Source organism: Bacteroides fluxus YIT 12057 (genome assembly GCF_000195635.1).
Classification (GTDB): domain Bacteria; phylum Bacteroidota; class Bacteroidia; order Bacteroidales; family Bacteroidaceae; genus Bacteroides; species Bacteroides fluxus.
The window spans coordinates 17380-43707 of sequence record NZ_GL882606.1 but is presented as its reverse complement, the minus strand read 5'-3'; the positions used below and the strand labels follow the sequence as shown (position 1 = coordinate 43707).

Annotated in this window: 14 protein-coding genes and 1 pseudogene; 8 read left to right on the top strand and 7 right to left on the bottom strand. The window is 46.8% G+C overall.

The window, feature by feature from the left end:
* Positions 1-128 precede the first annotated feature (128 nt).
* Positions 129-2843, top strand: a complete 2715-nt coding sequence (locus HMPREF9446_RS00940) for a glycoside hydrolase family 2 TIM barrel-domain containing protein (RefSeq protein WP_087943524.1) — start codon at positions 129-131, stop codon at positions 2841-2843.
* Between the two features lie 109 nt (positions 2844-2952).
* Here HMPREF9446_RS00940 and HMPREF9446_RS00935 read toward each other — a convergent pair whose 3' ends face one another.
* The 5 genes from HMPREF9446_RS00935 to HMPREF9446_RS00915 form a co-directional block, all read right to left on the bottom strand.
* The gene (locus tag HMPREF9446_RS00935) at positions 2953-4041 is read right to left on the bottom strand and encodes a glycoside hydrolase family 43 protein (RefSeq protein WP_009123572.1); all 1089 of its coding nucleotides are present in this window, start codon (positions 4039-4041) and stop codon (positions 2953-2955) included.
* 99 nt (positions 4042-4140) lie between these two features.
* Positions 4141-6198 carry a RagB/SusD family nutrient uptake outer membrane protein gene (locus tag HMPREF9446_RS00930; RefSeq protein ID WP_009123571.1) on the bottom strand — a complete coding sequence of 686 codons (2058 nt, stop codon included), beginning with the start codon at positions 6196-6198 and terminating at the stop codon, positions 4141-4143.
* A gap of 62 nt (positions 6199-6260) precedes the next feature.
* Positions 6261-9527, bottom strand: a complete 3267-nt coding sequence (locus HMPREF9446_RS00925) for a SusC/RagA family TonB-linked outer membrane protein (protein ID WP_009123570.1) — start codon at positions 9525-9527, stop codon at positions 6261-6263.
* Positions 9528-9755: 228 nt separating this feature from the next.
* A complete protein-coding gene (locus HMPREF9446_RS00920; protein WP_009123569.1) occupies positions 9756-13886 on the bottom strand; it encodes a hybrid sensor histidine kinase/response regulator transcription factor in 4131 nt (1376 codons plus the stop codon).
* A gap of 292 nt (positions 13887-14178) precedes the next feature.
* A complete protein-coding gene (locus tag HMPREF9446_RS00915; protein WP_039968215.1) occupies positions 14179-17274 on the bottom strand; it encodes a glycoside hydrolase family 2 TIM barrel-domain containing protein in 3096 nt (1031 codons plus the stop codon).
* Positions 17275-17476: 202 nt separating this feature from the next.
* Between HMPREF9446_RS00915 and hemW the strand changes: the two genes are divergently transcribed.
* The 7 genes from hemW to HMPREF9446_RS00880 all read left to right on the top strand — a co-directional run bounded on the left by hemW (position 17477) and on the right by HMPREF9446_RS00880 (position 24756).
* The gene (gene hemW, locus HMPREF9446_RS00910) at positions 17477-18610 is read left to right on the top strand and encodes a radical SAM family heme chaperone HemW (protein WP_039968198.1); all 1134 of its coding nucleotides are present in this window, start codon (positions 17477-17479) and stop codon (positions 18608-18610) included.
* 16 nt (positions 18611-18626) lie between these two features.
* Positions 18627-19172, top strand: a complete 546-nt coding sequence (locus HMPREF9446_RS00905) for an RNA polymerase sigma-70 factor (protein ID WP_009123566.1) — start codon at positions 18627-18629, stop codon at positions 19170-19172.
* A 127-nt stretch (positions 19173-19299) separates the two neighbouring features.
* Positions 19300-19719 (top strand): hypothetical protein, encoded by a 420-nt coding sequence (locus HMPREF9446_RS00900; protein ID WP_009123565.1) that lies wholly within the window; start codon positions 19300-19302, stop codon positions 19717-19719.
* Positions 19720-19726: 7 nt separating this feature from the next.
* Entirely contained in the window at positions 19727-20245 is a 519-nt protein-coding gene (locus tag HMPREF9446_RS00895) for a DUF4974 domain-containing protein (RefSeq protein ID WP_009123564.1), read from the top strand.
* A gap of 53 nt (positions 20246-20298) precedes the next feature.
* Positions 20299-23007, top strand: coding sequence for a TonB-dependent receptor (locus HMPREF9446_RS00890; RefSeq protein ID WP_009123563.1), 2709 nt, complete (start codon positions 20299-20301; stop codon positions 23005-23007).
* Between the two features lie 35 nt (positions 23008-23042).
* Positions 23043-24098 carry a DUF4249 domain-containing protein gene (locus HMPREF9446_RS00885; RefSeq protein WP_009123562.1) on the top strand — a complete coding sequence of 352 codons (1056 nt, stop codon included), beginning with the start codon at positions 23043-23045 and terminating at the stop codon, positions 24096-24098.
* Positions 24099-24402: 304 nt separating this feature from the next.
* Positions 24403-24756 (top strand): hypothetical protein, encoded by a 354-nt coding sequence (locus HMPREF9446_RS00880; RefSeq protein ID WP_009123560.1) that lies wholly within the window; start codon positions 24403-24405, stop codon positions 24754-24756.
* A 139-nt stretch (positions 24757-24895) separates the two neighbouring features.
* On the opposite strand, the gene HMPREF9446_RS00875 is transcribed toward HMPREF9446_RS00880, so the two are convergent.
* Both HMPREF9446_RS00875 and HMPREF9446_RS00870 read right to left on the bottom strand, forming a co-directional pair.
* A complete protein-coding gene (locus tag HMPREF9446_RS00875) occupies positions 24896-25648 on the bottom strand; it encodes a LytR/AlgR family response regulator transcription factor (protein WP_039968189.1) in 753 nt (250 codons plus the stop codon).
* 131 nt (positions 25649-25779) lie between these two features.
* Positions 25780-26232, bottom strand: a pseudogene (locus HMPREF9446_RS00870) (ATP-binding protein); the annotation flags it as partial.
* Positions 26233-26328 lie beyond the last annotated feature (96 nt).

Here is a 26328-nt window from a genome sequence, read left to right as displayed (position 1 = left end):
CAGTCCTTTATAAAGTAAAAGAACAATTCTGCATCTTTGCGTAATGGTTTACGTGAAAAAATAAACCAGCCATACCTATTTTTATGAGAAAAGACTCTTTCTTTGTAGGCAACAATAAAAGATATATCATGATAAATTTTGGAAAAATACTATTACTGTTATGCATTTTCCTTTTGGGGCATGCCGATGTACAGGGGAAAGCAACCGGATGTGCAGGTGGAACCGCCTCCATCACTTATAAACCCAAGTTTTCCACTGCCGGCTTTTTTAAGTTGCCGGATTCCGGACGCGAAGTCTTCTCCATGAATCCTGCTTGGCGTTTTCATAAAGGAAACGCTGCGGAGGCTGAAACAGTGAACTTTGACGACAGCGGCTGGACAGTGGTCTCTTTGCCCAACGGCATTGAATATCTGCCCACTGAAGCCAGTGGCTGTGTTAATTACCAAGGAGAGGTGTGGTATCGCAAACATTTCACTCCGGCTGACACCTTAAGAGGAAAGAAACTTTTTCTGCACTTCGAAGCCATTATGGGGAAAAGCAGGATATTCGTCAACGGTCAATTGATGACCGAACATTTTGGAGGATATCTGCCGGTAGTGGTTGACATGACTGACGCCTTGAAATGGGGAGAGGACAACGTGATTGCCGTATGGGCCGATAACAGCAACGATCCGGCTTATCCTCCGGGAAAGGCACAGGAAGTCCTTGATTTTACTTACTTCGGTGGCATCTATCGTGATTGCTGGCTGATAGCGCACAATCCGGTCTTCATTACCGACCCGAACTTTGAAGATGAAGTGGCCGGTGGAGGATTGTTCGTGGCTTATGACAAAGTCTCGGAAACTTCGGCTGAAGTTTTGCTGAAGGTACATGTACGGAATGACAGTCGTAAGGATTTTACGGGTATGGTGGAATATGAACTGTTGCAGCCGGACGGCAGGCAGGCGGCTTCGATGACGAATAAGATACGGGTGCGTGCGGGTAAGGCCACCGCCTCTCATGATAAAATACTTATAACGGATCCGGCGTTGTGGAGTCCGGAAAATCCTGTCTTGTATCATCTGAACATACGCATCAGTGACCGTAAGGGGAATGTAGTGGATGGTTATTGCCGCCGTATCGGCATTCGCAGTGTGGAATTTAAGGGCAAGGAGGGGTTCTGGCTGAATGGCAAACCTTATGAAGCCCCACTGATCGGTGCCAACCGCCATCAGGATTTCGCGGTGGTAGGCAATGCGGTTCCCAACAGCATCCATTGGCGTGATGCCAAGAAACTGCGTGACACCGGGATGAAAGTGATTCGCAATGCCCATTGCCCGCAAGATCCGGCCTTCATGGACGCATGCGACGAACTTGGCCTGTTTGTCATAGTCAATACTCCGGGGTGGCAGTTCTGGAATGATGCTCCCGAATTCGCACAACGTGTGTATAGCGACATACGCAATCTGGTACGCCGTGACCGCAATCATGCTTGTGTATGGTTGTGGGAGCCTGTGCTCAACGAGACTTGGTATCCGGAGGATTTTGCCAAAAAGGCCGCAGATATTGTAACTCAAGAATATCCTTATCCGTATTGTTACTCCGGTTGCGACCGTGGAGCGCGCGGGCATGAGCATTTTCCGGTATTGTTTACTCACCCGTCCTTCGACGGCAAGGTGTGGCATGTGGAAGACGCAGCCCCCGGCATTGCTTATTTTACCCGCGAGTGGGGTGACAATGTGGACGACTGGGGTTCGCATAACTCCCCGAGCCGGGTAGCGCGTAACTGGGGCGAGCAGCCTATGCTTGTCCAAGCCCGGCATTATGCCAATCCCCGTTATGCCTATACCTCTTATGATGCCCTTTACCGTACTCCTCGCCAGCATGTGGGAGGATGCCTTTGGCATTCGTTCGACCATCAGCGAGGATATCATCCCGATCCGTTTTATGGTGGGCTGATGGATGTGTTCCGCCAACCCAAGTACGCTTACTATATGTTCAAGGCACAACGTTCTCCAAAGAAGCAGAACCGGTTGTTCGAGACAGGGCCGATGGTATATATCGCTCACGAAATGACTCCCTTCTCCGGCAAGGACGTGACCGTTTATTCCAACTGCGAAAAAGTGAGGCTTACTTTTCTGAAGAATGGGAAGTCGTTTACTTATACCCAACCAACGGCAGTTCAAGGCATGCCTTCACCGATTATCACGTTCCATGATATATACGATTTTATGGAAGATAAGGCGTTGGCCCGGAAGCAGAGACAGTCTGAGGTCTTGTTGCGCGCTGAGGGATTGATTGACGGGAAAGTAGTCGCTACACATGAAAGGTTTCCGGCCCGGCGCCCGGAAAAGCTATTACTGTGGGTGGATAACGAGAACGTGGATTTGAAAGCTGACGGCTCTGACTTTGTAACTGTAGTGGCTGCCGTAGCCGACCGGAATGGAACGATTAAACGGCTGAATAATTATTATGTGAAGTTTCACGTAGAAGGCGAGGGACGTATTCTGGGCGACGTAAGTGTACTGGCCAATCCTGCTCCGATAAAGTGGGGAACTGCACCGGTGCTGATACAATCAACATTGAAGCCGGGTAAAATAAAAGTGTCGGCAAGTGTCCTGTTTGCAGGTTCGCAAATGCCGGTCAGTGCCGTGCTGGAACTGGAGAGTGTAGCAGCGGAGCACCCGTCGGTATATTCAGAGAAAGAAGCAGCGCTTATTCCAGCCTCTTTCACCACCGGATTGGGAGAGGGAATCGCCAAATCGGATGCCGAGCTAAAACAAGAACAGTTACAGAAAGAACTGAATGTAAGAAGGCTGAAAGAGGTGGAAAAGCAGCAAGAAGATTTTGGGGAGAAGAAATAGTTTTCTTGCTTAGAATCAAAAAAACAGGGTTTCTACAATCATGAACAAGCGGTTGTGAAAATGATTATTTTCACAACCGCTCTGCATTTTCCGAATAAAAGTTCTGATCTCACTTCGGTTTCCAACTGTTTTTCCACTCTATAACAGGCATTCCCGCTTTATCAAATTCAATAGGCAGCCAGATATAGCGGGAATACATCAAGCTATCCGGTTTCCACACATCCGCCATAAAAATATATTTGTTTTCAGGCAAAGAAAGGACATAAGTACTTTGCCCTCCGAATGTCTTTTCAGCTCCCGGCCCGATAAACGGATGCGGATGTTGTGTCCACGGTCCCCAGATGGAAGAAGCTGAAAACATACGGGCTTCATTAGGAGCCCAACCGGTACAGCCGGATGTTATCATCCAATAGATATTGCCGTGTTTAAAAATGGCCGGCGCTTCATTGTGACCACCCGGAAAGATACGGATATACTTTCCCGTGTAGCCTTGATAATCATCCGTCAGTTCGGCAATCTGCAAGGTAAGATTCTCTTCGGACGAATAGATATGATATGCCTTCCCGTCATCATCCACAAACAAGGTCATATCGCGAGACATTTGTCCGTCCTTCAAATCACGCTGTACAAAAAGCCCTTCCTCGACTGCTTTTCTCCATTCCGGAGTCCACCATTCCTTATATTTATCCCAATCCCACTGCATATTTCTGTCCGGCTGAGACATATTCATCGGAAATATTCCGGGATTAACACGCATGGAGCGGACAAAGCGATAAGGTCCTGCAGGAGTATCGCTCACCGCCATACCGACACGGGCGGCTTCATATCCCCTATCTTTCAGTTCAAGATGAAACCATAAAACAAATTTCCCGGTCTTCTTATTGTATATCACCTTAGGACGTTCCATAATACAGCCTTTCCCTATCTCACTTTCCGCTTCGGGTGATACAGGCAAGGCAACTCCCTCGTGCTTCCAGTTACATAAATCAGTGGATGAATAGCAATTCACCCCTACTTCGGTTATGAATCCTTTAGCCGGACGGTGTTCGCCAAACCAATAATATTTGCCGCCGTAGGCCAATATGCCCCCACCGTGCGCATTGATATACTCACCGTTAACATCTTTCCAATCACTCTGAGCCTTGCCGACCATTGCCAGCAAGACAAACAAACCCAATAAGACTAATACTCTTTCCATGCTGATTCATATTATATAAACAGAGGACAGAACCCTACTTGTCCGTAGAAGATTCCATCCTCTTAAAAAGTCAAAAACCTATTGAAAACCTTTTTTACCTTATCTCTCTGCCGGTTGGTCTGCCGTAACAGGCCAATACGGATTTTGATAGATAACCGACGTTGAAACATCACCCGGCGTAGAGGCGGTGAGTTGCAACTGCTTCACCATAATGGGTTGCAAGTAGTGAGCCATCTTCCAAGTACAACCCTCATAACCCGGCTGAGCAGCATAGCGCTCGAACGGACGGAGGTATTCGCTACGCTCCTTGGAAGACACGTTCGAATTTTCGGAACCATCGCCAATCAAGATTGACTTACCGTTCTCTCCGATGTACCATTCCTCCATCGGCGTATTCCACAAGTGCATACCTTCGATGTGATACGGATTCTCCATCAGTTGGTCCATCGCACGCCAACGACGCAAGTCCATATAGCGGAGACCTTCGGCCATAAATTCGCAACGACGCTCGCGACGAATGTTATAGAGTGTTTTGTCAACAAGCTTGCCGGCAGTATAAGCTCCCCAGTCATTCTCGGCCTCCTTGCTCATATCTGTCAAGGCGATGGTCTTGTTGAAATCTTCGTCCATCCCTGCACGACGACGCAAGGCTTTCCAATAATTCTGCGCGGTAGCGTCCAAGCTTCCGTTCAACAGATAGCTCGCCTCCATATAGTTGAGCAAAGCTTCAGTGGCGCGGAATACCACAGCCGCAGTATAACCACCACCATTGGCGTAATACTTACGATTGAACGAACCACCTTTGCGAACAACATAGCCGGTGACATAACCACGCTCGCTATCACTGTTGGTAATGCCGGGATAAGGCTCTTCCATAAACACTTCCGTACCTTCGTTGTTGTCAACCTCAAACAAGATGTTCTTCTGTCCGGGTTCTTTCAAAAATACACTGAGGCGGGAGTCACGGTTCATACGGACATTGCCTATTTCCTTGTCACCCATATAATAGCCGTCTCCATCGGAATACGTTCCATGTGTATAAACCGGTGTGCCATCCTGCATCAAGAAGTTCTGCACCAATCCGCGAGTCAGACCGATACGATAGTTACCACGGCAGGCAGCCGCATTGATGTTGTATGTTTCAATGCCACGGGCATATTGGCGCCACATCAGTACTTCGGGCACGTTACTCAAATCTTCCTGCGCATACATATCGAGTATGGGGTTGACAGGGTCGGTGGCCGATTGCGGCACAAGACCTGTATTTTGGGTAAGTCGGTTCATATACTTATCACCCACTTCCTTGGCGGCTTCGGTAGCCTTCTTCAAGAAGAATTCTATCTCTTTTTCTATGCTCCCCTCGGGATAAGCATATCCGCTGTGCAAAGCGGCACCGGGCCATCCTTCACCACCGGGCACAAAAGCCGTACCTGCAAAGTTCTTCAACCAAGATGCTTCAAACAGAGCCACACGGCTCTTAATGAGCAGAGCCACATCGCGGTTGATGCGGGTAGTTGCCTTATCCACGTCTTTCATAAACTCAGCAGCTCTTTCCAAATCTTCGATGATGAAGCGTGCCACTTCGTTTCGTGGCTGACGTTTGGAGGCTTCGACCAGTGACGCGGCATTATCAACCAAAGGTTCGGTAATAATAGGAAAATCGCCGAAGAGTTGCAACTTCTTGAAATATTCAAAAGCACGGAGGAAATACATCTCACCAATATAATGTTTCACATCGGGCAATGTACCGCTAATGGTATTCTGCGATCCGTCCATAGCAGTTCCGAACTTGGGCATCACCTGGCTCAAAAAGAAGTTGGTACGATAGATGCGCTCAAACTTCCAGTTGTCTTCCTCCGTATGGGGCACTCTCCATTGGTCGGTGGTAAAACGGTCATGAATGTAGTCATCCGTCTGATTGTCAGTATCGTTATCTTCACCATAGATGCCGTAGTCCCACTGTCCGTAAGAGGGCAGGATGTTGGGATATTCGTCATTCAAGTTGGCTTCCAGTTGAGCAGCCGATGTATAGTAAGTCTCGGGTGAAAGTTTTGACATAGGTTCGCGGTTCAGGAAATCCTCGCACGAGGTGGTTCCCCCAAGCAGTGCCACAGCTAAAGCAACTTGTGCAATATGCTGAATATATTTATGTCTCATAATTATGTCTATTATATTTAAAAGGTTCTATTGTTACAAAATATCATCTCGAATAATCTCCGTTAGAGTGTTACGCTCAAACCTACGGAAATGGTGCGCGACAAAGGGTATACGTTACCGCCACGTCCACCGCTGATAGTCTCGGGGTCGAAAAGCTTAATCAGGCTGGTACCGGTCCAGAGGTTCTCGCCCGATACATACACGCGCAGGTTCTGGAAACCGGTCTTGTTTACGATGCTACGCGGCAATGTGTAGCCCACTTGCAGGTTCTTCAAGCGAATGTACGAAGCATCTTGCAGGTAACGGCTCTGGGTTTCGTGATTCTGTTTGCTGTCAAAACGGGGACGAGGATAGTAAGCATTAATGTTGGCGGGAATCTCGTGACCTTCCAGACCAACAGGCTCTTCACGGAAATAATCCTGATGCTCCTTGAAGCCCATAGACCACCATTCGCTATCGGTAGTACCCCAGAAGATGTCGGAGTTTTGGAAGTAGTCACGCTTCATCACTCCCTGGAAGAGGGCGCGAATATCGAAACCTTTGTAAGCGGCATTCAAGTCGATACCGAACAAGAAACGTGGAGTGTCATTACCTATGACAGTCAGGTCGCCGTGATCATCGAGTGTCTGTGCGCCGCGAGTAATGCCGGGCTTTCCATCCAAGTCGGCATACATAATGTCACCTGCGCCCCATTTTTTAGAACCAATCTGGTCTTGTCCACCTACCTGTGCGATGTGAGCTTTCATCTCTTCCTCAGTTTTAGCAATGCCTACCGTTTGGAGGCCCCAGATTTCGCCAAGTTCGCGTCCGGCAATAAAGTTACCATTACCGATGGCGTTGGTGGGATTACCCGGATAACTTTCTACATACGTGCGGGCATCGGAAAGATTGAACTTGATGCCATAATCCAAGCCAAAGCTCATCTGGTCGCGCCAGCCCAACGTAAGTTCCCATCCCACCGTCTTCAAGTCACAGTTATTGGTTTTTGGAGTAGCGATACCCAATGTGGCCGGAAGTTCTGGTGCCGGACCTACCATATTATCGGTAAAACGGGTATATACATCGAAAGTACCGGTGAGTCGGTTATTGAAAAATCCAAAGTCGAGACCTACATTCCAAGTGCGTACGGTTTCCCAAGATAATGCCGTACTAATCAGCTCGCCCACATAAGCTGTATTGGGGCGTACACCGTTCTGTAGCCATTTGCCACCAGCCATATTCAGTGTCATCAAACGATAAGTGGGATACCAGTCATTGGTGTTCATATTGCCCAACTGGCCATAGCTGGCGCGAAGTTTCAACTGATTGCATACATCCGTGAAATCTTCCCAAAAAGATTCTTGCGCAATGTTCCAGCCCAAAGAGAAAGAGGGAGAAAACTGCCAGCGGTTTCCTTCGCGGAAACGTGAAGAACCGTCGTAACGGAAGTTGGCCTCGGCCATATAACGATCTTGGTAATCGTAGTTCAAACGACCGAAGAAACCGGCTGTAGCCCATTCGTTGCGGTAACCTCCCAATTCATTGGCTTGTTCTTTGCCTTCACCGTTCAAACCGGAGATAAGGTCGAGTTCGGGCAAATCTTCGGATTGCAAGCCATATCCCTTGGCACTGAAGAAACGTTGGCGCATCTCTTCGCTTTGGAAACCGACCATCACCTTGAAGTTGTGGTCATCATTCAGCGTAAGCGAATAATTTGAATAAATGTTCCAGTTGGCATAGTTCTCTTTCTTATAATCCTGATAGAGGCTGCTGGTGCCTTTTGTATCAATGATATTGCCGTTCACATCGTGATTGTAAACCGGAAGAGATGTTTCGCGAGTGTCGCTATTAAGTGTACTATAGTTGAACTCTACGTGAGTTACCCAGTCCTTGACGGGCTCAAATATCAAAGCTGCCTGATGGTACAAACGGTCGCTTTGCCAATTACGGTCGCCTCCCAAGGCCAACTGTCCGGGAATACCGCCACCATTGTTGTCGAAGTAATAGCCGTTTTCATCATATACACTGAGGTTGGGCCACGTTTGGCGGCCTATGGCATTATACAAGCCCCCGTCACCGTTATCGCCTGTGCTGAAAGCCGTCGGGCGAAGCATATCCTGACGAACAAAGCGCATACTGTAATTGAACTTCATCCAATCGGTAAGTTCAGCGTTCACCTTGGCTGTAGCATTGAAACGCTTCATATTGTCAGTACCGTGACGGAGCAAACCACCTTGGTCCAAATAACCCAACGATGCATAGTAACTTATTTTTTCGCTACCGCCGCTGATGCTTACATTATGTTCCTGTGAGAACACATTATCCCGATAAATCTCAGAGAACCAGTCCGTATTGGCACAACTGGTTGTGTACGGGTCGCCTGCGGGCTTACCCCAAACCTTACCATCAGTTACGATACCACCCGTATTTGTCTTACCGGCAGCTTGCCAGTCAATCATCTTTTGCATCACATCCGGTTTAAAAATAGCCTGCCTGTCAGCATTGAGAGCTGCCTCGTTAAAGAAGTTGGCAAACGTATAAGAATCCATCTGTTCGGGCATATTGATAGGACTACCCCAGCGGAAACTGTTGTTGTAGTTTACGGTAGCCTTGCCACTCTTGCCTTTCTTGGTAGTAATCAAAATCACACCGAAAGGCGCACGGCTACCATAGATAGAAGAAGCAGCGGCATCTTTCAATACGGAAACGTTCTCGATGTCCTGCGGATTCACCAAGTCCAAGTCGCCTTCCATACCGTCAATCAAGACAAGCGGACTGCCGCTTGAGCCCTTACCGATGGTACCGTTACCACGGATGTTGATAGAAGCCGACTTATCCAAAGCGCCACTTGAAGAACTGATTTGCAAACCCGGTACCAAACCTTGCAAAGCCTGTGTGGCATTGGTCACCGGACGGGATTCAAGGTCTTTGGCAGTAGCCAAACCTACTGAACCGGTCAGGTTCACCTTTTTCTGTGTGCCGAAACCTACTACCACCACTTCATCCAGCATCTCGGTGTCTTCTTTAAGAGAAACGGTCATCGAAGTTTTCCCGGCAACAGGAATTTCCAGAGTGGTATAACCGATAAAACTGATAACCAAAGTGGCATCCGAAGGAACATTCAGAGAGAAATTACCGTCCATATCGGTAATGGTACCATTGGTGGTCTTGCCTTTTTCTATAATGCTGGCACCAATAACCGGTCCCGTCGCATCGTTGACTACCCCTTTTACGTTGATTGTTGAGCTTTGAGCGTTCATGAACTGAACATTCAGCAGAAGAATCAAACAAACCGCAAAAGTGCAAAACACTTTCGGTCCGAGTTCTTCAAAGAATCTCTGTTTTTTCATTGTACAAACTTTAAGATTAAAAATTGTTATCTGCTGTCATCACATCATGCAGTGAAAGCGATGGCAAATATAAGTACCTAACCCGCCAACAGCACTCCAATAATAACTCCGCTTGGTCGAATTATGGCTCACAGAGCTATTCGAGACATAATTCACCCCCAGAAAACATCAAAATCCCAAAGAACAACCAATGGAAGCAAAAACATCCTCAAGCGACCGTAAATTCTTTTATCCTGCAAAGCGTTCCACATATTCGGTAGGCAACATGCCGAACTCTTTCTTGAAGCAAGAACTGAAATACTTGGGATCATTAAAACCGACAGCGTAAGCCAGATCGGAGATGCGCACAGAACTGCCTTTCTCTTCCATAATGCGACAAGCGGCTTTCAGGCGAATATTGCGGATGAAAGCAGATGTATTAAGTCCGGTAAGCGACTTCAGTTTCTTATATAAAGTAGATTTACTGGTACCCATTTCGTCCACAAACTGGGGTTGGTCGAAGTCACTGTCTTCCAAGTGACGGTTTACGCAATCAATAGCACGTTGCATGAAGTCCTCGTCAAGGCTAGTGTAATTCATATCTTTCACTTCGAACACCAACTGGTGCTTGAAGTCATGCGCTGTACGTTCTTTCGTCTTCAGCAAATTACGGATGCGGGCATGTAACACAGCCAAGTTGAAAGGTTTTCCGATAAAGGCATCGGCTCCCACTTCGTAAGCCTCGGCGCGGTCTTCTTCCTTATTTTTGGCGGTGAGGAGAATAACGGGTATATGGCTGATTTCCAACTTGGTCTTTACATACTTACACAAGTCAATACCATCCATTACAGGCATCATTACATCGGTCACGATCAAGTCTATATCTTCATTATCGACTATCGTAACGGCTTCCTTTCCATTTTCGGCCGTGAATATGTTATAATCACGCTGGAGCAACCGCATCATCAGTTGAAGCAATTCCTCATTGTCTTCGACTACCAAAAGAGTATGCTGCTTGATTTTTTCCGTATGCTGGTTACCGACAGATACCATGATTGGATCGGCATCGTAAGTAATCGTCTTCTGTAACGGCAATACAGTTTCTTCGTCAATTTGCTCTTCGGTAAAGTAGGAACGATCAACAGGCAAGGTAACGACGAACTCCGCACCTTGGTTTACATCGCTATCTACACGGATTTCACCTCCGTGCAGCTCTACCAGGTCTTTAGTCAACGAAAGACCAATACCCGTCCCTATAGTATTGAACTTGCGGTAATCCCCTTCATAGAATCGCTTAAAGAGAGTTTCCTGCTTTTCTTTAGAGATGCCACAACCGTTGTCCTTTACACGCAAGCAAATAAAGTCTTTGTTCTCGGCATAGGAAAGCGTCACTTGTATATAGCCGCCTTCTTTATTGTATTTCGCCGCATTGGACAGGAGATTATACAATATCTTGTCAAGTTTATCCGTATCAAAGTATCCCATAATGGACTCCGGATCACAGAGTACGGAAAAATGAATTTTTCGTTTCTTGATAAGCGGTTGGAAAGATTCAGCTTCATTCTTCACAAAGGTGACTACATCACCAGGCGAGACCCGCAGTCTCAGATTACCAGTCTCCGCCTTTCGAAATTCAAGTATCTGCTGTAACAGGCGAATGAGGCGACGAATATTATTGGTCATTACCGTGTAAAGGTCATCATATCCGGAAACCTGCATTTTCAGCTCGTCCACCGTGGCCGAAATAATAGTAAGCGGCGTCAGCAATTCATGAGTGATATTCGTAAAAAACTGTAACTTGGCATGATTCAATTCTTCGGCTTTCGACTTCTCCATTTCACGCATACGCAAAGTATTGCGCAATATCATACGGTTGCGAACTACACGATAAGTAAGATATAGTAATGCAGCAAACAGCAAAGTATAAACGACATACGCCCACCAAGTAGCCCAAAAAGGAGGCAATACCACTACGGTAAGTTCCCGTATATCACTATTCCAGATGCCATTCTCATTGGTGGCTTTAAGGTGAAACTTGTATGTACCGCTCTCCAAGTTGTTGTAGTAAGCAAAACGGCGTCCGGCATCAGTATATTGCCATTCATCATCAAAGCCCACCAACTGATAAGCATAGCGGTTCAGTTCCGGATTCTTAAAAGACAATGCCGCAAACTCAACACTGAAATTATTGTAGGTGTATGGCAATTGTATTTTTTCGGTAAACGAAGGCATCATAGTGGATATTTTTGCTTTGACCTCGGGTTCAAGCGATGCGAAGGAACGGTTGAATATCTTTATATCAGTAATCAAGGAAGGTACTTGCTCATTGGCAGCAACCAGAGAAGCCGGGAAAAAACTATTGTATCCCTTACTCCCGCCAAAAAAAAGTTCATCGCCACGGCTGCACGAAGAATGAGGCAGGAAGAAATTATCGAGCAAACCGTCCGCTGTAGTATAGACACGCACGGCAGATAAGGACTCATCCGCCGGAACACTCAGCTGTACCAAACCAACGTTCGTTCCCATCCATAATTTTCCTTGTCTGTCTTCTTCTATAGAACTGATCAAGTCACCTGGTATATTATAGGAATGGCTTTTTTCAAGAAAAGCGTCTTTCTTACGATCATAAAGGTATAGTCCATTTCCTTCCGTTCCGGCCCACAACCTGCCAGCCTTATCAACATGCAAGCACAAGACTGAATTTACCGCCAGTTGTTTGTTTCTCTGGCTGTAATTATTGTATTTCAGAGTTTCTGCATGGGTTACATTCCCTCTGACATGTATAATACCACAGTTAGCCGTTGCAACCCATACGCTACCGTCAATATCTTCCACAATATCCCTCACATGATACCACGTGGAAACACCACCATTTTCAAAAGGCATCACCCCGAATTTATAGTAACCTCCATCCTCAAGATTTACTCCTAAGCCACCGCGGCATCCTACCCAACAATTCTTCCGGCTATCTTCATACAATGCCGTCACACAGCGGGAATACAAATAGTGGGTGTTGGCATCAGTAAGCACCTTCACCTTCTCGCCCTTACGGTAAACAAGGATACCACCATCGTAAGTACCGAACCAAAGCTCTCCATTGGCACGCTGAATAACCGTATTGACAGTGGGCACGCTCTCCACTTCCGAAAATTCGGGAATACGGGTATGGAAAACCTGCTCACCGGTTTCAGAATCCTTGCGGACTACGCCATAGCTTCCGGCTCCCAACCAGAGGTGATTTTCCGAATCGGCAAAAACGACACGTACAGCAGTGCTGGGCACATCTTCTTCTACTACATTCAACTGATGGCCGACAAAAGGCGTTTGCTTCGTATCTGCCATCAAAGCACCCCCTCCGATGGATCCCAACCAGATATTATTGAAATTGTCGCGCAGCAACGTGTTTATTTCATCACACGGCAAGTAGTAGGGCGAACGCCTCGACTTATAGTTAATGAATCGTCCGGGTTTGTCGTACTCCATGATGCTCAGCCCCGAACGCGTACCCACCCACAGGGTATGGGTATTCAAGTCTTCCACAATATCATACACGATATTGTCCGAAAGTGTAGTATCATCGCCTGCTTTATGGGTATAGCAAGTATAGGAGACCTGTTCCATATCCTTAGGATGGTTCAGCAGGAACAATCCACAATCCCAACCACCGACCCACATACGTTCGTCGGCATCCTGATAAATAACGTGTGCCGAATTACGTTCGTTTATTAAGGGATAAGCATAGAATTTGTTTTTCTCGGGAGAGTAACGATGAAGCCCGTCAGACCAAGTTCCGATCCATAATTCCCCTTCTGAATCTTCGAATAAAGATTTGATGGGAGCCTGCGCCAGCATACCGCAATCTTGCATATTGTCATATACGATAAAAGAGTCTTGCGACGGTACATACCTGCACAATCCGGAATCAGATCCTACCCATACCGTATTGTCCTTTGTAACGAGCAAACAAGAAACTGTATTGTTAGGAATGGCAGGCGAACTATACTGATACATTTCACCCGTCTTCTTATTGAGTCTGTTCAAGCCCTCTTGAGTACCAATCCATAGGTTGCCCTCGTAATCATCGGCCAGACAATAGATGTTATTGTTCGTAAGCAGCCCCGGGGTATCCAGATTAGACTTATATACGGTAACCCGATAACCATCATACTTGGCAAGCCCATAGCGGGTGGCCAACCAGATGAAACCTTCCTTATCCTGATAAATCTTCTGAACTTCATCAGTGGGAAGACCATTGAGAGTCGTTATTCGCTTGAACTTGAGATGTGAAATGATAGTTGTATTTGCCGCGTTGAGAACCGTAGTAAATAAAAACAATAAGACAAATGAAATACCACATCGGAAACTCGCTCTATTTTTCATGCCATTAGTTACTTGAATATCCGCAAATATAGGGAGTTTCCAACTATATAAAGAGGGATTATGTGTATTTTTAGTCCGCAAATAGTTCAATCAAGCCTATTCCAGCCATTTTAAAATAAGCCTAATATCATATCAACAAACACAGTCCCGGCTGCAACAGCCTTCGCTGTCCTTCTCTTCCATAAATATGAAGAGACGTAAATCAAGCAAATGCTGTCTTTAGACAACTCCGCAAGACTTACGTCCCTCAAACTAAAATAGATCCGGTATTTCCTTCCTCAACTATGAAAGTTTACTTCAGCCCTATCTCATGGCGCACCGGCGAGAGAATGAACGTAAACTCATAATCACCGTAAGGTACCAGATACTCAGGACGAGCTATGCGCCCCCAGCTGTCTTCACAACCCAACCCCATCTGCACCTTGTCGATACAGAGATTGGTCAAGTCGGCTTCATCCACCTCTTGAGAGTGTCCCTGCTGTTTGTTCAAACCTTCGTCCAAAGACTCGATGGTGTAGTGCAAGGCAGAGGCAGAGAAAGGAGCGGACGCCACAATCCGGATGCCATTGCCGGCTCTATCCAGCATCTTCCACCAGCGAACGTCACTTTTTGCACCATTCTCCTGCGGACGGATATAAGGATAGAACTGTTCAGTCACGCTCTGGCGGTAGATACCCAAATCCGTACAATGATTACGGTCGATATAGTTCTCGACCGGACCGCGTCCGTAGTATTCGACAGTTTCGAAACTGCGGGGCATAGGCATCTGCATTCCGAAACGGAACATGTTCGATACTTTGGCGTTCTTATCGGCTGTCAGCTTCTGGGTTACCTTGACGGCACCGGCGTTGTTGATGACATAGGTCAGATTCAACTTGCCGGAAACGCCCGGCATGTCGTAAGCCGCTTCCACGATGACCTGATTGTTCTCCGTACGCTGGTTAAAAGAAGTCAGCTTGATTTCCGGATTCTTCCAGACAATGTATTTGCGTTGCAGGCCTGCACCGAAGTCGTTGTCGGTAGGAGCGCGCCAGAAGTTGGGCTTCAGCGCCTCACCTTCCTTAATCATATCCTGTCCGTTCACTTCATACTTGGTCAGATAACCGTTGTGCTTGTTGATTTCCATACGGAAAACATCACCGGAAACGATGAGATACTTCCAATCGTTGTCCTGCACTTGGGGAGCCGTCACCTCGATATTACTCTGTTCGCAGTTCTTCAGTTCCATGGAAGGAGCCTTGTAAGGATTGAGCGTCAGCTGGTCTTTTGCCACCACATGGCCGGCGGGCAGCAAACCTTCGGGGTTCTTCAACTTGTAGGAAACATTCAGCAGCCATTCGGTGCATTGGCAAGTCTTGCCCAAGTCCAGCTTAATCTTGGCAGTCTGTTGGGGAGCCACGTCCAGATTCTCCATACGGCCGGTACGTATCACTTTACCGCCTTTCAGCACCTCCCACTCCATGTAGTAGGCAGAAAGGTCACGGAAAAAGTTTTCGTTATAAACATTTATCTCTCCCTTTGCCAAATCGGCGGGAGTCGTCCAGATATTCTGATAGAAATAGCCGACCTCATACATGTGAGGATTGGGCACACGGTCCGGACTGATCAGGCCATTATTACAGAAGTTGATGTCACTGGCATCAAAACGGTTGAAGTCACCGCCGTATGCATAAATCATCTTGCCGTTCTTGCCCGTCCATCGCGGAGACTGGTCAACAAAGTCCCAGATGAAACCACCTTGGAACTTAGGGTATTTACGGACCAAATCCCAATATTCCTTAAAACCACCTTCCGAGTTCCCCATGGCATGAGCATACTCACACTGTATCAAGGGCTTTGTCATGGAAGCATCTTCACAATACTCCCTGCAAGCATTGTATCCCCGGTACATCGGGCAATAGATATCGGTTTTCCCCGTCTTGCCGGCCTGTTCATACTGGCAGGCACGGCTCGGATCTTCCGCCTTTACCCAATCGTATGCAGCCTCAAAGTTGGCGCCGTATCCGGCTTCATTGCCCAAAGACCAGAAGATGATGCTGGGGTGATTGAAGCCACGCTGCACATTGCGTTGGTTCCGTTCCAGATGCGCCTTCTTGTAGCCTGGGTTTTTAGCGAGCGTTTTTTCTCCGTACCCCATTCCGTGAGATTCGACATTGGCTTCCGCCACCACATAGATACCGTATTGGTCACAAAGGTCATACCAGAGATTATCATCGGGATAATGGCAGGTACGCACTGCGTTAAGGTTGAACTGTTTCATAATCCGGATATCTTGAATCATGCGTTCACGAGAAATGACATAACCGCCATCCGGATCCATTTCATGACGGTCGGCTCCCTTGAAGAGGACAGGCTGGCCATTGACTAATATCTGAGAATCCTTCAGTTCGATTTTACGGAAACCCACTTTAACGGGAATCACTTCGCCACTTCCCTGAAGAGTGGCACGCAAAGTATAGAGGTAAGGGGTCTCGGCAGTCCATTTATTGGGATTTTCGATATTCATGACCACTGTTCCGGTGCCATGGGCAGTTTCTGCTGCCACCGTTTTGCCTGCCGCATCAAGAAGTTCCAAGCTGACGTTGCCGCCACCCTTGAGGCTGAGCGCTACACGCAATGAACCATTCCGGTAATCGGCATCCAAATCGGGAGTGACGCGGATATCCTCAATACGTTTCTTATTGCGGGCATAGAGGTAGCAATCACGGCCTACGCCGCTGTAACGGAAGAAATCCTGGTCCTCAAGATAAGTCCCGTCACACCAACGGAACACCTGAAAAGCGATCAAGTTCTTCTGGCCGGCTTTCAGATAAGGGGTCAGATTAAATTCCGCCTCCAGCTTACTGTCCTCGCTATACCCCACATAACGACCGTTCACCCACAAATACATATTGGAAGTCACAGAGCCGAAATGAGCGATGATCTCCTTCCCTTTCCAATCAGCGGGAACCACTATCTCACGACGGTACGAACCCACATGGTTGTTTTCAACAGGCACGAAAGGAGGATTATTACGGTACTGGCTACGCCAGGCATAGCCAACATTGACATAAATAGGATCACCGAAACCGTTCAGTTCCCACACGCCGGGAACAGGCATATCGTTCCAACCCTTATCATTGAATCCCGGTTTCCAGAAATCAGTGGGACGCGCATCGGCGTCTTTCACCCAATAGAATTTCCACGTACCGTTCAAAGTCATGAAATTGGTGGATTTTTCTTTGGCCCCACGGCCGGCCGCATCAGCCGACTCGTACGCGAAATAATTAGTGTGCATCGGGGCACGGTTCACGGCATTGACTTCAGAGTCGCGCCATTCGTTGAAAGACTGCGCGTTCGCCATCAAAGCAAACGTAGCGAGCAGCCCTGTAATGAGATGTTTTTTCATGGTAATGAATTTGATATAATATTTGTGTAATGATATAGCAATTCTTATATCTGTCGCCGCAAAGATAAAAATAATAAATTCTGTATAACGTTGAATTATGGTTCGAAAAAGATAAAATACCAACTATTTATAGAAAAAAAACGAAAATAACCGCTTTCTCCCGCCAAAACCTTACTTTTGTACCCAACAAACGTTTCAAGCTATGGCAGGTATCTACATCCATATTCCCTTTTGCAAAACCCGGTGCATCTACTGTGATTTTTACTCCACTACCCGTAGCGAACTGCAACAACGCTACATACATGCATTGTGCCAGGAACTGAAAAACCGGAAAGATTATCTGAAAGACGAGCCTGTGAAAACCATCTATTTCGGTGGCGGTACTCCCTCGCAACTTTCCGGGGAGGACTTTTCTTCCATATTCAGAACCATCGAAGATACCTATGGACTGGAACATGCCGAAGAGATTACGCTTGAAGCCAATCCCGACGACTTGACGGAGGAATATGCCGCCATGCTGCAAGCTCTTCCCTTCAACCGCATCAGCATGGGAATACAGACTTTTGATGATGCCACCCTGAAACTGCTGAACAGGCGCCACAACTCCGCACAAGCCATCACTGCCGTGGAACGGTGCCGGCAGGCAGGCTTCCGGAATATCAGCATCGACTTGATTTACGGCCTGCCGGGCGAGACGGACAAACGATGGGCGCATGACCTCCAACAAGCCGTCAGCCTCAACGTGGAGCATATCTCCGCCTATCACCTGACCTATGAAAAAGGAACCCGTATCTACGAAATGCTGCAAGCGCACCGCATCCGTGAAGTCGATGAAGACAGCAGTGTACGTTTTTTCTCTACATTGACAGATACCCTCGGCAATGCAGGATATGAGCATTATGAGATTTCCAATTTCTGCAAGCCCGGCATGCATTCCCGCCATAACACTTCTTATTGGAAAGGAATTCCTTATTTGGGATGCGGACCTTCCGCGCATTCTTTCAATACGGAGGCAAGAGAGTGGAACCTATCTTCCCTCGACACTTACATAGACTCAATAGAGAAAGGGCACCGTTCTTACGAAACAGAAGTCTTGGATAAAGTGACACGCTACAATGAATGTGTCATGACTTCACTGCGTACAAGCCGGGGAGTATCTTTAGAATATATAGAACAGGCATTCGGAACGGAATTCCGGCAATATTGCCGGAACATGGCTGCCCCGCACTTAAAAAGCGGCAAACTCAATATACATAACGATTATCTCTCCCTTACGCGAGACGGCATCTTTATTTCAGACAACATCCTGAGTGACCTGATGTATGTGGAAGAATAAGTAAATCCCCGACAGCATGACCGAACAAGAAGTCAGACGATATTTGCGCCAAATGAAAGAAGAAGACTCCGAAAGAGCCTTCCATGGTTTCTACAACCTGTGCCATGACCGCCTGTTCCGTATTGCCTACTATTATGTAAAACGCCAGGACTGGGCACAGGAAATAGTCCTCGATGTATTCATGCGCCTTTGGGAACAGCGTATAAAGTTACCCGAAATAAACAACATAGAAGACTATTGCTTTATTCTTACCAAGAATGCTGCTCTCAACTATCTGGAAAAAGAAAACAGACACGCTATCCGGCCTGCCGACCAACTTCCCGAACCTGCCGACCAGGCCAACTCACCGGAAGAGACCCTCATCAGCGAGGAACTCTTCGCGCGTTATGTAAAAGCGCTCGACCGCCTTCCCGAACGTTGCCGTGAAGTTTTCATCCGAATACGCGAAGAGAAACAAAGCTACGCACAAGTAGCAGAAGAATTGGATATAAGCGTGAAAACAGTAGATGCACAACTTCAAAAAGCACTTACCCGGCTGAAGGAAATGCTGCTTCCGGAATAGTCTCCTATAGAATCCTGCAACCCAAACCGGCACATCCTGCATCTTTAACATTTTTTTCGAGAATCCCGATAGGGAGTTTCCCTAAAGCAGCTGTCTTTACCGGTAAAGAACTAAACGAATAAGACTTATGAGAAATTTATGTAAAAAAGGAGCAGGCATCTTGCTTGCCGTGCTTTGTTTAAGCGCATGCAGTGACAGTAAATCCAACTATCCGGGCGAATATGTCGGTTTCGAAAAGATGACGGCCACCTACACATTCAGCAAAACAGCGGAAGACCAGGATATCAGTATCAAAATCATTGCTGCCGAGAAACAGGATAAAGACAGAGAGGTGACTCTTGCGGGCAAATGGAAGCCGGGCGAACAACCCGCATTCAGGTTAATGGACACGAAAGTGATTATTCCCGCAAAAAAGAAATCGGCAACGGCACGCATACGTTTTTTTCCCAGGCAGATGAAACAAAATACAGAAGTCAGGATTATCTGTTCGCCCAAAGACAAAAATGTGAAACAAACCCAACTAACCTTGAAGTTAGTGGTCAAATAGAACTATAATGAGAATAAAGGACGAGGATTTTGACAAAATACTGAATAAGCTGGTCGCTTCCACCCGCTCACCCCGCGGACGTTTTTCGGCCGAGAACAGCTGGAAAATGTTGGAACGACGGCTATTTGTCCGCAGAAACCTACGGACACTCTGGATACGTGTGGCAAGCACTGCCGCCATAGTCTTGCTATGCGTAGCAAGCTGGGCCGCCTATCAGTACATTTACCTTGCGCCCATCCGGCAACAGGAGGCTCCAACGGCTACAAGCACCACCACGCCTTCCACGCAACGACAAGGGCCTCTCGTCTTCAAGCAGCAACCTTTGCAAGAAATAGCCCGTCAACTGTCTGCCACCTTCAACGTACACATCTGCATAGAAGGAGACAGTCTGCAGAATTACCGCATGACGGCCACCTTCCAAGAAGGCGAGAACCTCACAGAAATCCTCGACCTGCTGAAAGAAGCAGGGAACTTTACTTATAACCAAGCAAACGATACTATAACCCTTACCAGCAAGCTTAACTAACCATGGACTATCCGACTATCTGTTCACACCACCACATCAGAACCGTGTTCCTGATGTGCGTGGTTCTCCTGAGCCTCCCGCTAAATGCACAGAATAAAGGAACAAAACTAAACCTTAACATTCGCAACGCCACTCTGGAAAGCTTCGTGAAGCAAATGGAAAATTCCACCGGCTTCTCTTTCATCTATGGAGAAGAGGTCAAATTGACCCGGCGCATCACCTTAGAAGCCAAGCAACAGACTGTCAGCGAAATACTACAGCGTGCTTTCCAAAACGAACCTATCAGGTTCGAAATATCCGGAAAGCATATACTGCTCTACAAGCGACCTATGCCGCAGAAACCTGTTAGCCGTAAATTCACGATCAGCGGATACGTGACAGACGGGACGTCTTCCGAGACGTTGATTGGTGCCAATATCATTGAGAGTCGTCGTTCCACAGGTACTGCCACCAATCCTTTCGGTTTCTACACTCTTACCCTGCCGGAAGGAGAAGTCAATCTGGGCTTCTCCTACCTGGGGTATGAAAAGTTCCACACTCACTTCGAACTCGACAAAGACACCATACTCAACATCCATTTGACTGCCAACAATCAATTGGCAGAAGTCGTAATCTTGTCCGACAAACGGGACGCAGGCATAAAAAGCACAGCTATGGGGACCAATGAAATCCCCATGTCCCAAATACAACATACGCCTACCATACTCGGTGAAGCCGACCTGTTGAAGACCATCCAGCTGATGCCCGGCGTACAGGCCGGCATGGAAGGTTTCTCCGGCATGTATGTACGTGGCGGAAGCTCTGACCAGAATCTGGTGATGCTGGACGGAATCCCCGTTTACAATGCCGACCATTTATTGGGAGTATTCTCCATCTTCACACCCGAAGCCGTGAAAAACGTGACATTGTTCAAAAGCAGCTTTCCCGCCCGCTACGGCGGACGTCTTTCATCCATAGTGGATGTACGTACCAACGACGGGGACATGAAACAATACCACGGTTCGTTCAGCATAGGAGCGCTGACAGACAAAGCGCATATAGAAGGCCCTATCGTAAAAGGGAAGACATCATTCAGTTTCAGTGCACGGGCTATGCCTACTGCATTTTTCAAGAATCTCATTGTGAGCAAAGATGACGTCTCCCCCAACATCCACTATACAGAAAAATACAATTACTACTTCTATGACGTCAATGCCAAGCTGAACCATAAGTTCAATGACCGCAGCCGCCTATTCTTAGGATTCTACCGGGGGAAGGATCATTTCCACTACGACTCCCATGAAGACTACCTCGGCACAGGTTCATCCGGACGCATATCATACTATGACAGCAAAAATCATCTAAACTGGGGAAATACCGTAGCCTATGCACGCTGGAACTACGTTTTCAACAATCGTCTTTTCAGCAACTCAACATTCTCCTACAACAGTTATCGGATGACACTGACAGGTAACATGAATGACGTAAAATACAATAATGACCAAACGCAGAATTACAATCGCTACAGCTCGAATTTCCATTCGGGAATCCGTGACTGGAGCGTGCGGACAGATTTTGACTATACTCCCATACCTGAACACCACATAAAGTTCGGCGGTGAATTTATCCACCATGTATTCAGTCCCGGTGTCTCCACTTCAAAAATGCAGGAAGTGGAAGGCAATGTAGCACTGACCGACACTCTTTACCATACCAGCACCAGCCGTGACATGAACGGACTGGAATTCTCCCTTTACGCCGAAGACAACTTCACTGTCAGCAATAACCTCAGTCTGAATGCCGGACTACGGGTCTCACTGTTTCACACCCAAGAGAAAAGTTATCTGTCGGCACAGCCGCGCCTATCAGCCCGCTATGAATTCGGGGACGGATTCTCGGCCAAGGCCTCCTATACCTGCATGAGCCAATATGTACACTTGTTGTCTTCCACCCCCCTGTCCATGCCTACCGATCTTTGGGTCCCCATTACCCGAAACATCCGCCCCATGTACGCCAACCAATATTCATTGGGAGGATATTACACAGGGTTTCCCGGCTGGGAGATTTCCGTAGAAGGCTATTACAAACAAATGAAACATATCCTGGAATATCAAGACGGAGTATCGTTTTTCGGAACTTCCACCAATTGGGAAGAGAAAGTAGAGACAGGGCAGGGGCGCTCGTTCGGCCTGGAAGTCCTGGTACAGAAAAACCTGGGACGTACCACCGGATGGCTATCCTATACCTTGTCAAAAACAGAACACCGTTTTCCCGACGGCAGCATCAGTCAAGGAAACTGGTTTCCTTATAAATATGACCGCCGCCACAACATCAGCCTCTGCCTGAACCATAAGTTCAGTGAACGTATAGACGCAGGTGTCTCCTGGATATTCAATACCGGCGGCTGTATCACCGTACCCGAACGCGCTACCGTCATCATCCGTCCCGACGGCAGCACGGAGCCCGGAAGTCACATATCGCAACGCAACAATTACCGTTTGCCTGCGAACCACCGCCTGAATGTCGGCATCAACTTTCATAAGAAGACAAAACATGGCATGAGAACCTGGAACATCAGCCTGTACAACGCCTACAACGCCATGAACCCGAATATCGTGTACAGCAAATGGCAGATGGAAAGGAATATGAATGATTATTACGATCATAATTACAACGGAAAACCGGGGGAAGCCCCCACGCCCAAGGAAGAAGGCAAAACCATTATCAAAAAACTGACGATACTGCCTTGCATACCTTCTGTGACCTATACCTACAAATTCTGAACAGCCAAGTATAATTCATTTAAAAAAGTCCGGATATGAAAACTAAAAAAATGAAACGTTCCTCTATTATATGTACTTACATGCTTGCCGCCGTATTCCTGCTCGGTTGCGAGAATGAAATCCCCTACCATCCGGGCAGCCATAAGCCCCTGCTCATCATGAATGCCCTGCTTACTGCCGGAGAAGCGGAAAACTATGTATATCTGCACCTCAGCGAAGGCAACAGTATCAAGCCCGTAAAACAAGCCACGCTCTCGCTCTACGTAAACGGGCAGTTAGCTGAAGAGCCCCAACCGGTTACGCCCTCCAAGAATGCCCCCATGACGTTTTGCCTGCGCACTGTTTTCCGCCCGGGCGACCATATCCGTCTGGAGGCAACAGCCGAAGGCAAAGACTATTGCGTAGAGAGTGAGGTGACCGTCCCGCAACCGGTCAAAAGCATACAAGTAGATACCTGTGTCACAAAAATACTCCAATGGGGCGGCATGAGAGATTACCGCCGGATACTGGTCAGCCTGCACGACCTTCCCGGCGAGAAAAACTACTACCGGCTGGAAGTGCTCAACAACTATCGCATAAAAGCCAGTCATCCAGCCCCTTCACTGAACGAAGACGGAAGCCAAGTTACCGATGAGTCCGGCAATCCCGTTTATCACTACAAGGATACCATCTTCAACTATACCGACCGTGAACTGATAAACCGGGAAGACATCATTTTGACGGATGGGCATATCTCCAATTCCGACCAGGATGAAGACAACGAGATGTTTCCCATCATCAACAACAAATACAACATATTCACCGACAGTCAGTTTGCCAATTCCCATGCAACATTAAAGGTATATACGGCTCTCGGCTTAGACTATCTGAATGGATACCAAAACGTTTACGCCTCCCTGCAGTCTCTAAGCGTACGCGTGCTCAGCCTTAACCGGGACGAGTATCTTTATTTCAAGGGTCTGAACTGCATGGACGACGACTATGACGCCACTCTGATGGAACCAGTCAGTTTACCCACAAACGTCAAGGGCGGACTGGGCTTTGTCGGACTTTGCGCGGGAACCCAAATAACAATGGACTTCCCCAAATAGCATATGTCTTTTTGTAAACAAAAAGACTATTCATCCTATCAAAACAAACAGAATCATCCCTACTTACTATTACATTCGTATTACAAAACAGCTATCAAACAGCCATTTTCACATCCCAAAATTGATATAAGTCAAGAAATGATGGTATAACCCACACTTTCCTTCCTATCCGTTTTTGTGTTATAAAACATATTTCTATATTTGCACAGGTAAAAAGAAAAGCTAAGCGATTAGATCGTTTTCAATAGGTATTAGCTTAGAATAAGATTAGTTTTTAGGAATAACAATTAAAAAAGTAGGTATTATGAAACGTTTAGGATTAACATTAGTAGCAGCAGTCTGCCTGGCTGCTACGACATTTGCAGCAGGAAACCAACCTACGACTGCAAAATGGGAAGGCAATATCAACGTAACCAAGTTGGGTAAATATTTAAAATTAGATGCCGTCCAACATGAAGAAGTCGCAAACATCTGCGAATATTTCGACGAACAGATGTCACGCGCCACTACTTCAAAGAAGAACCAAGAGAAGTTGCTCCGCAACGCAGTTTATGGCAATCTGAAATTGATGAAAAAGACTTTGAGCGAAAAGCAATATGCCGACTACGCCAGAGTATTGAATGCCACGTTGCAGAACAGAGGTATCGAAGTGAAGTAAAATCCACTTCGCATAAATACGGAATACGTATTTGAATCGCGATAAAAAGGGCACTGAACCAGATTCAGCGCCCTTCTTTTATGTTAACACCATTCATACGGTGTTAACCCCTCTAACCAGTTATTGTATTATTTTACTTTCACAAGCAAAAACGATCTTGCAATTCTTTCTTGTACTTCTTTGAGACAAGCAATTCGGTCACCTTGTCAAAAGGAGGATACAATATGCACCTGTTGTCCTTGATGAGCATCAGATAATCAATATTGATGATATAGGATTGATGTATCTGCACAAAACAAGGGGAATACTGGGTAATCTGATCGGCAGTCATCCCGCGTCGCAACACCAGCGGCGGCTGGTTATTAAGAATCACTTCCCATTGCTTGCGGTCGGAACAATACCGGAAAAAACCGATCTCAACAGGGCGCAGGGCACGCATATCGTTGGTCGGAGTGAATACAATAAAAGTCTGCCCCGTATGTAACGGAATCCCTACAGGCACTACCGTTCTCCGCCTCACCTCCACCTGCTTCACGAAACGTACAAGGATATCCTTCAAGTCCTGTTCCTCAAAAGGTTTCAGCAGATAGTCGAACGCAGCCTCACGAATAGCCTGTATCATATACTTGTCATAAGCCGTATAGAAAACCACCCGCATGTTCCATGCTACACAGTCACGCATCTCCTGCAGAAGTTCCATGCCTGTCATATCCGACATCTCTACATCCAGAAACAGCAAATCTGGTTGTATTTTAGCAATCAACTTCTTCCCCTGCTTGCCATTCCGCGCAGTTCCTTCCAAGGAGAAGCGGGCATCCTTCCTCAATTCAAAACTCAAATTTTCAAGAGAGTCTTCATCGTCATCCACTATTACTACCTTGTACTTGTCCATGTTTATCTTTTGTTTTCTTTTGCGAATATAAATATTATCTTGTTTACATACAATACTAATACAAGACATTTATGGACTATATGACCGTAAAGGAGATTATCCTTGCCAAAAACAAGATTAAACAGTCTCTCTTAAATTCTATAATCATATTTATCAGGCAATAGGAAGGTAACTTCACAGCCTGTCTCACCATTGTCCAAGGATATATTATGCACAGAGACATCAATTGATTCCTTGTTTTTCATGTTCAGAATCTGGATAGTCTGCATAATGACTTTCATCCCCGTGCCAGTGCCCCTATTTGAACTATTCGGACGATAACCGCCACCATTGTCCACAATTTTAATGCAAACACCACTTTTCTGGCGCAACTCAAGCACCTCATTTTCTTTCTCCCGTATAAAGACTTTCTGTGCCATCACGGTAGAATCCTGCTGATAACACAAGGCAAGATCCGCCGTACGCATCCTGACACGTTCGTTGCGGATAGAATCATCCATCCGTTCGTTCTCTTTCAAGTAAAAATAGGCTTGCCGGTAGTTTCCCGCTTCTTCATGATACTGCTGAAGATATCTGTTTCTCAGAGGACATCATGCACGTTTTGGATGCCACCGCAAGATAATTATAACGCACCAGACTATCTTTAACGGTCTGCATCTTCTGTAAGGTACGTGCCCTCA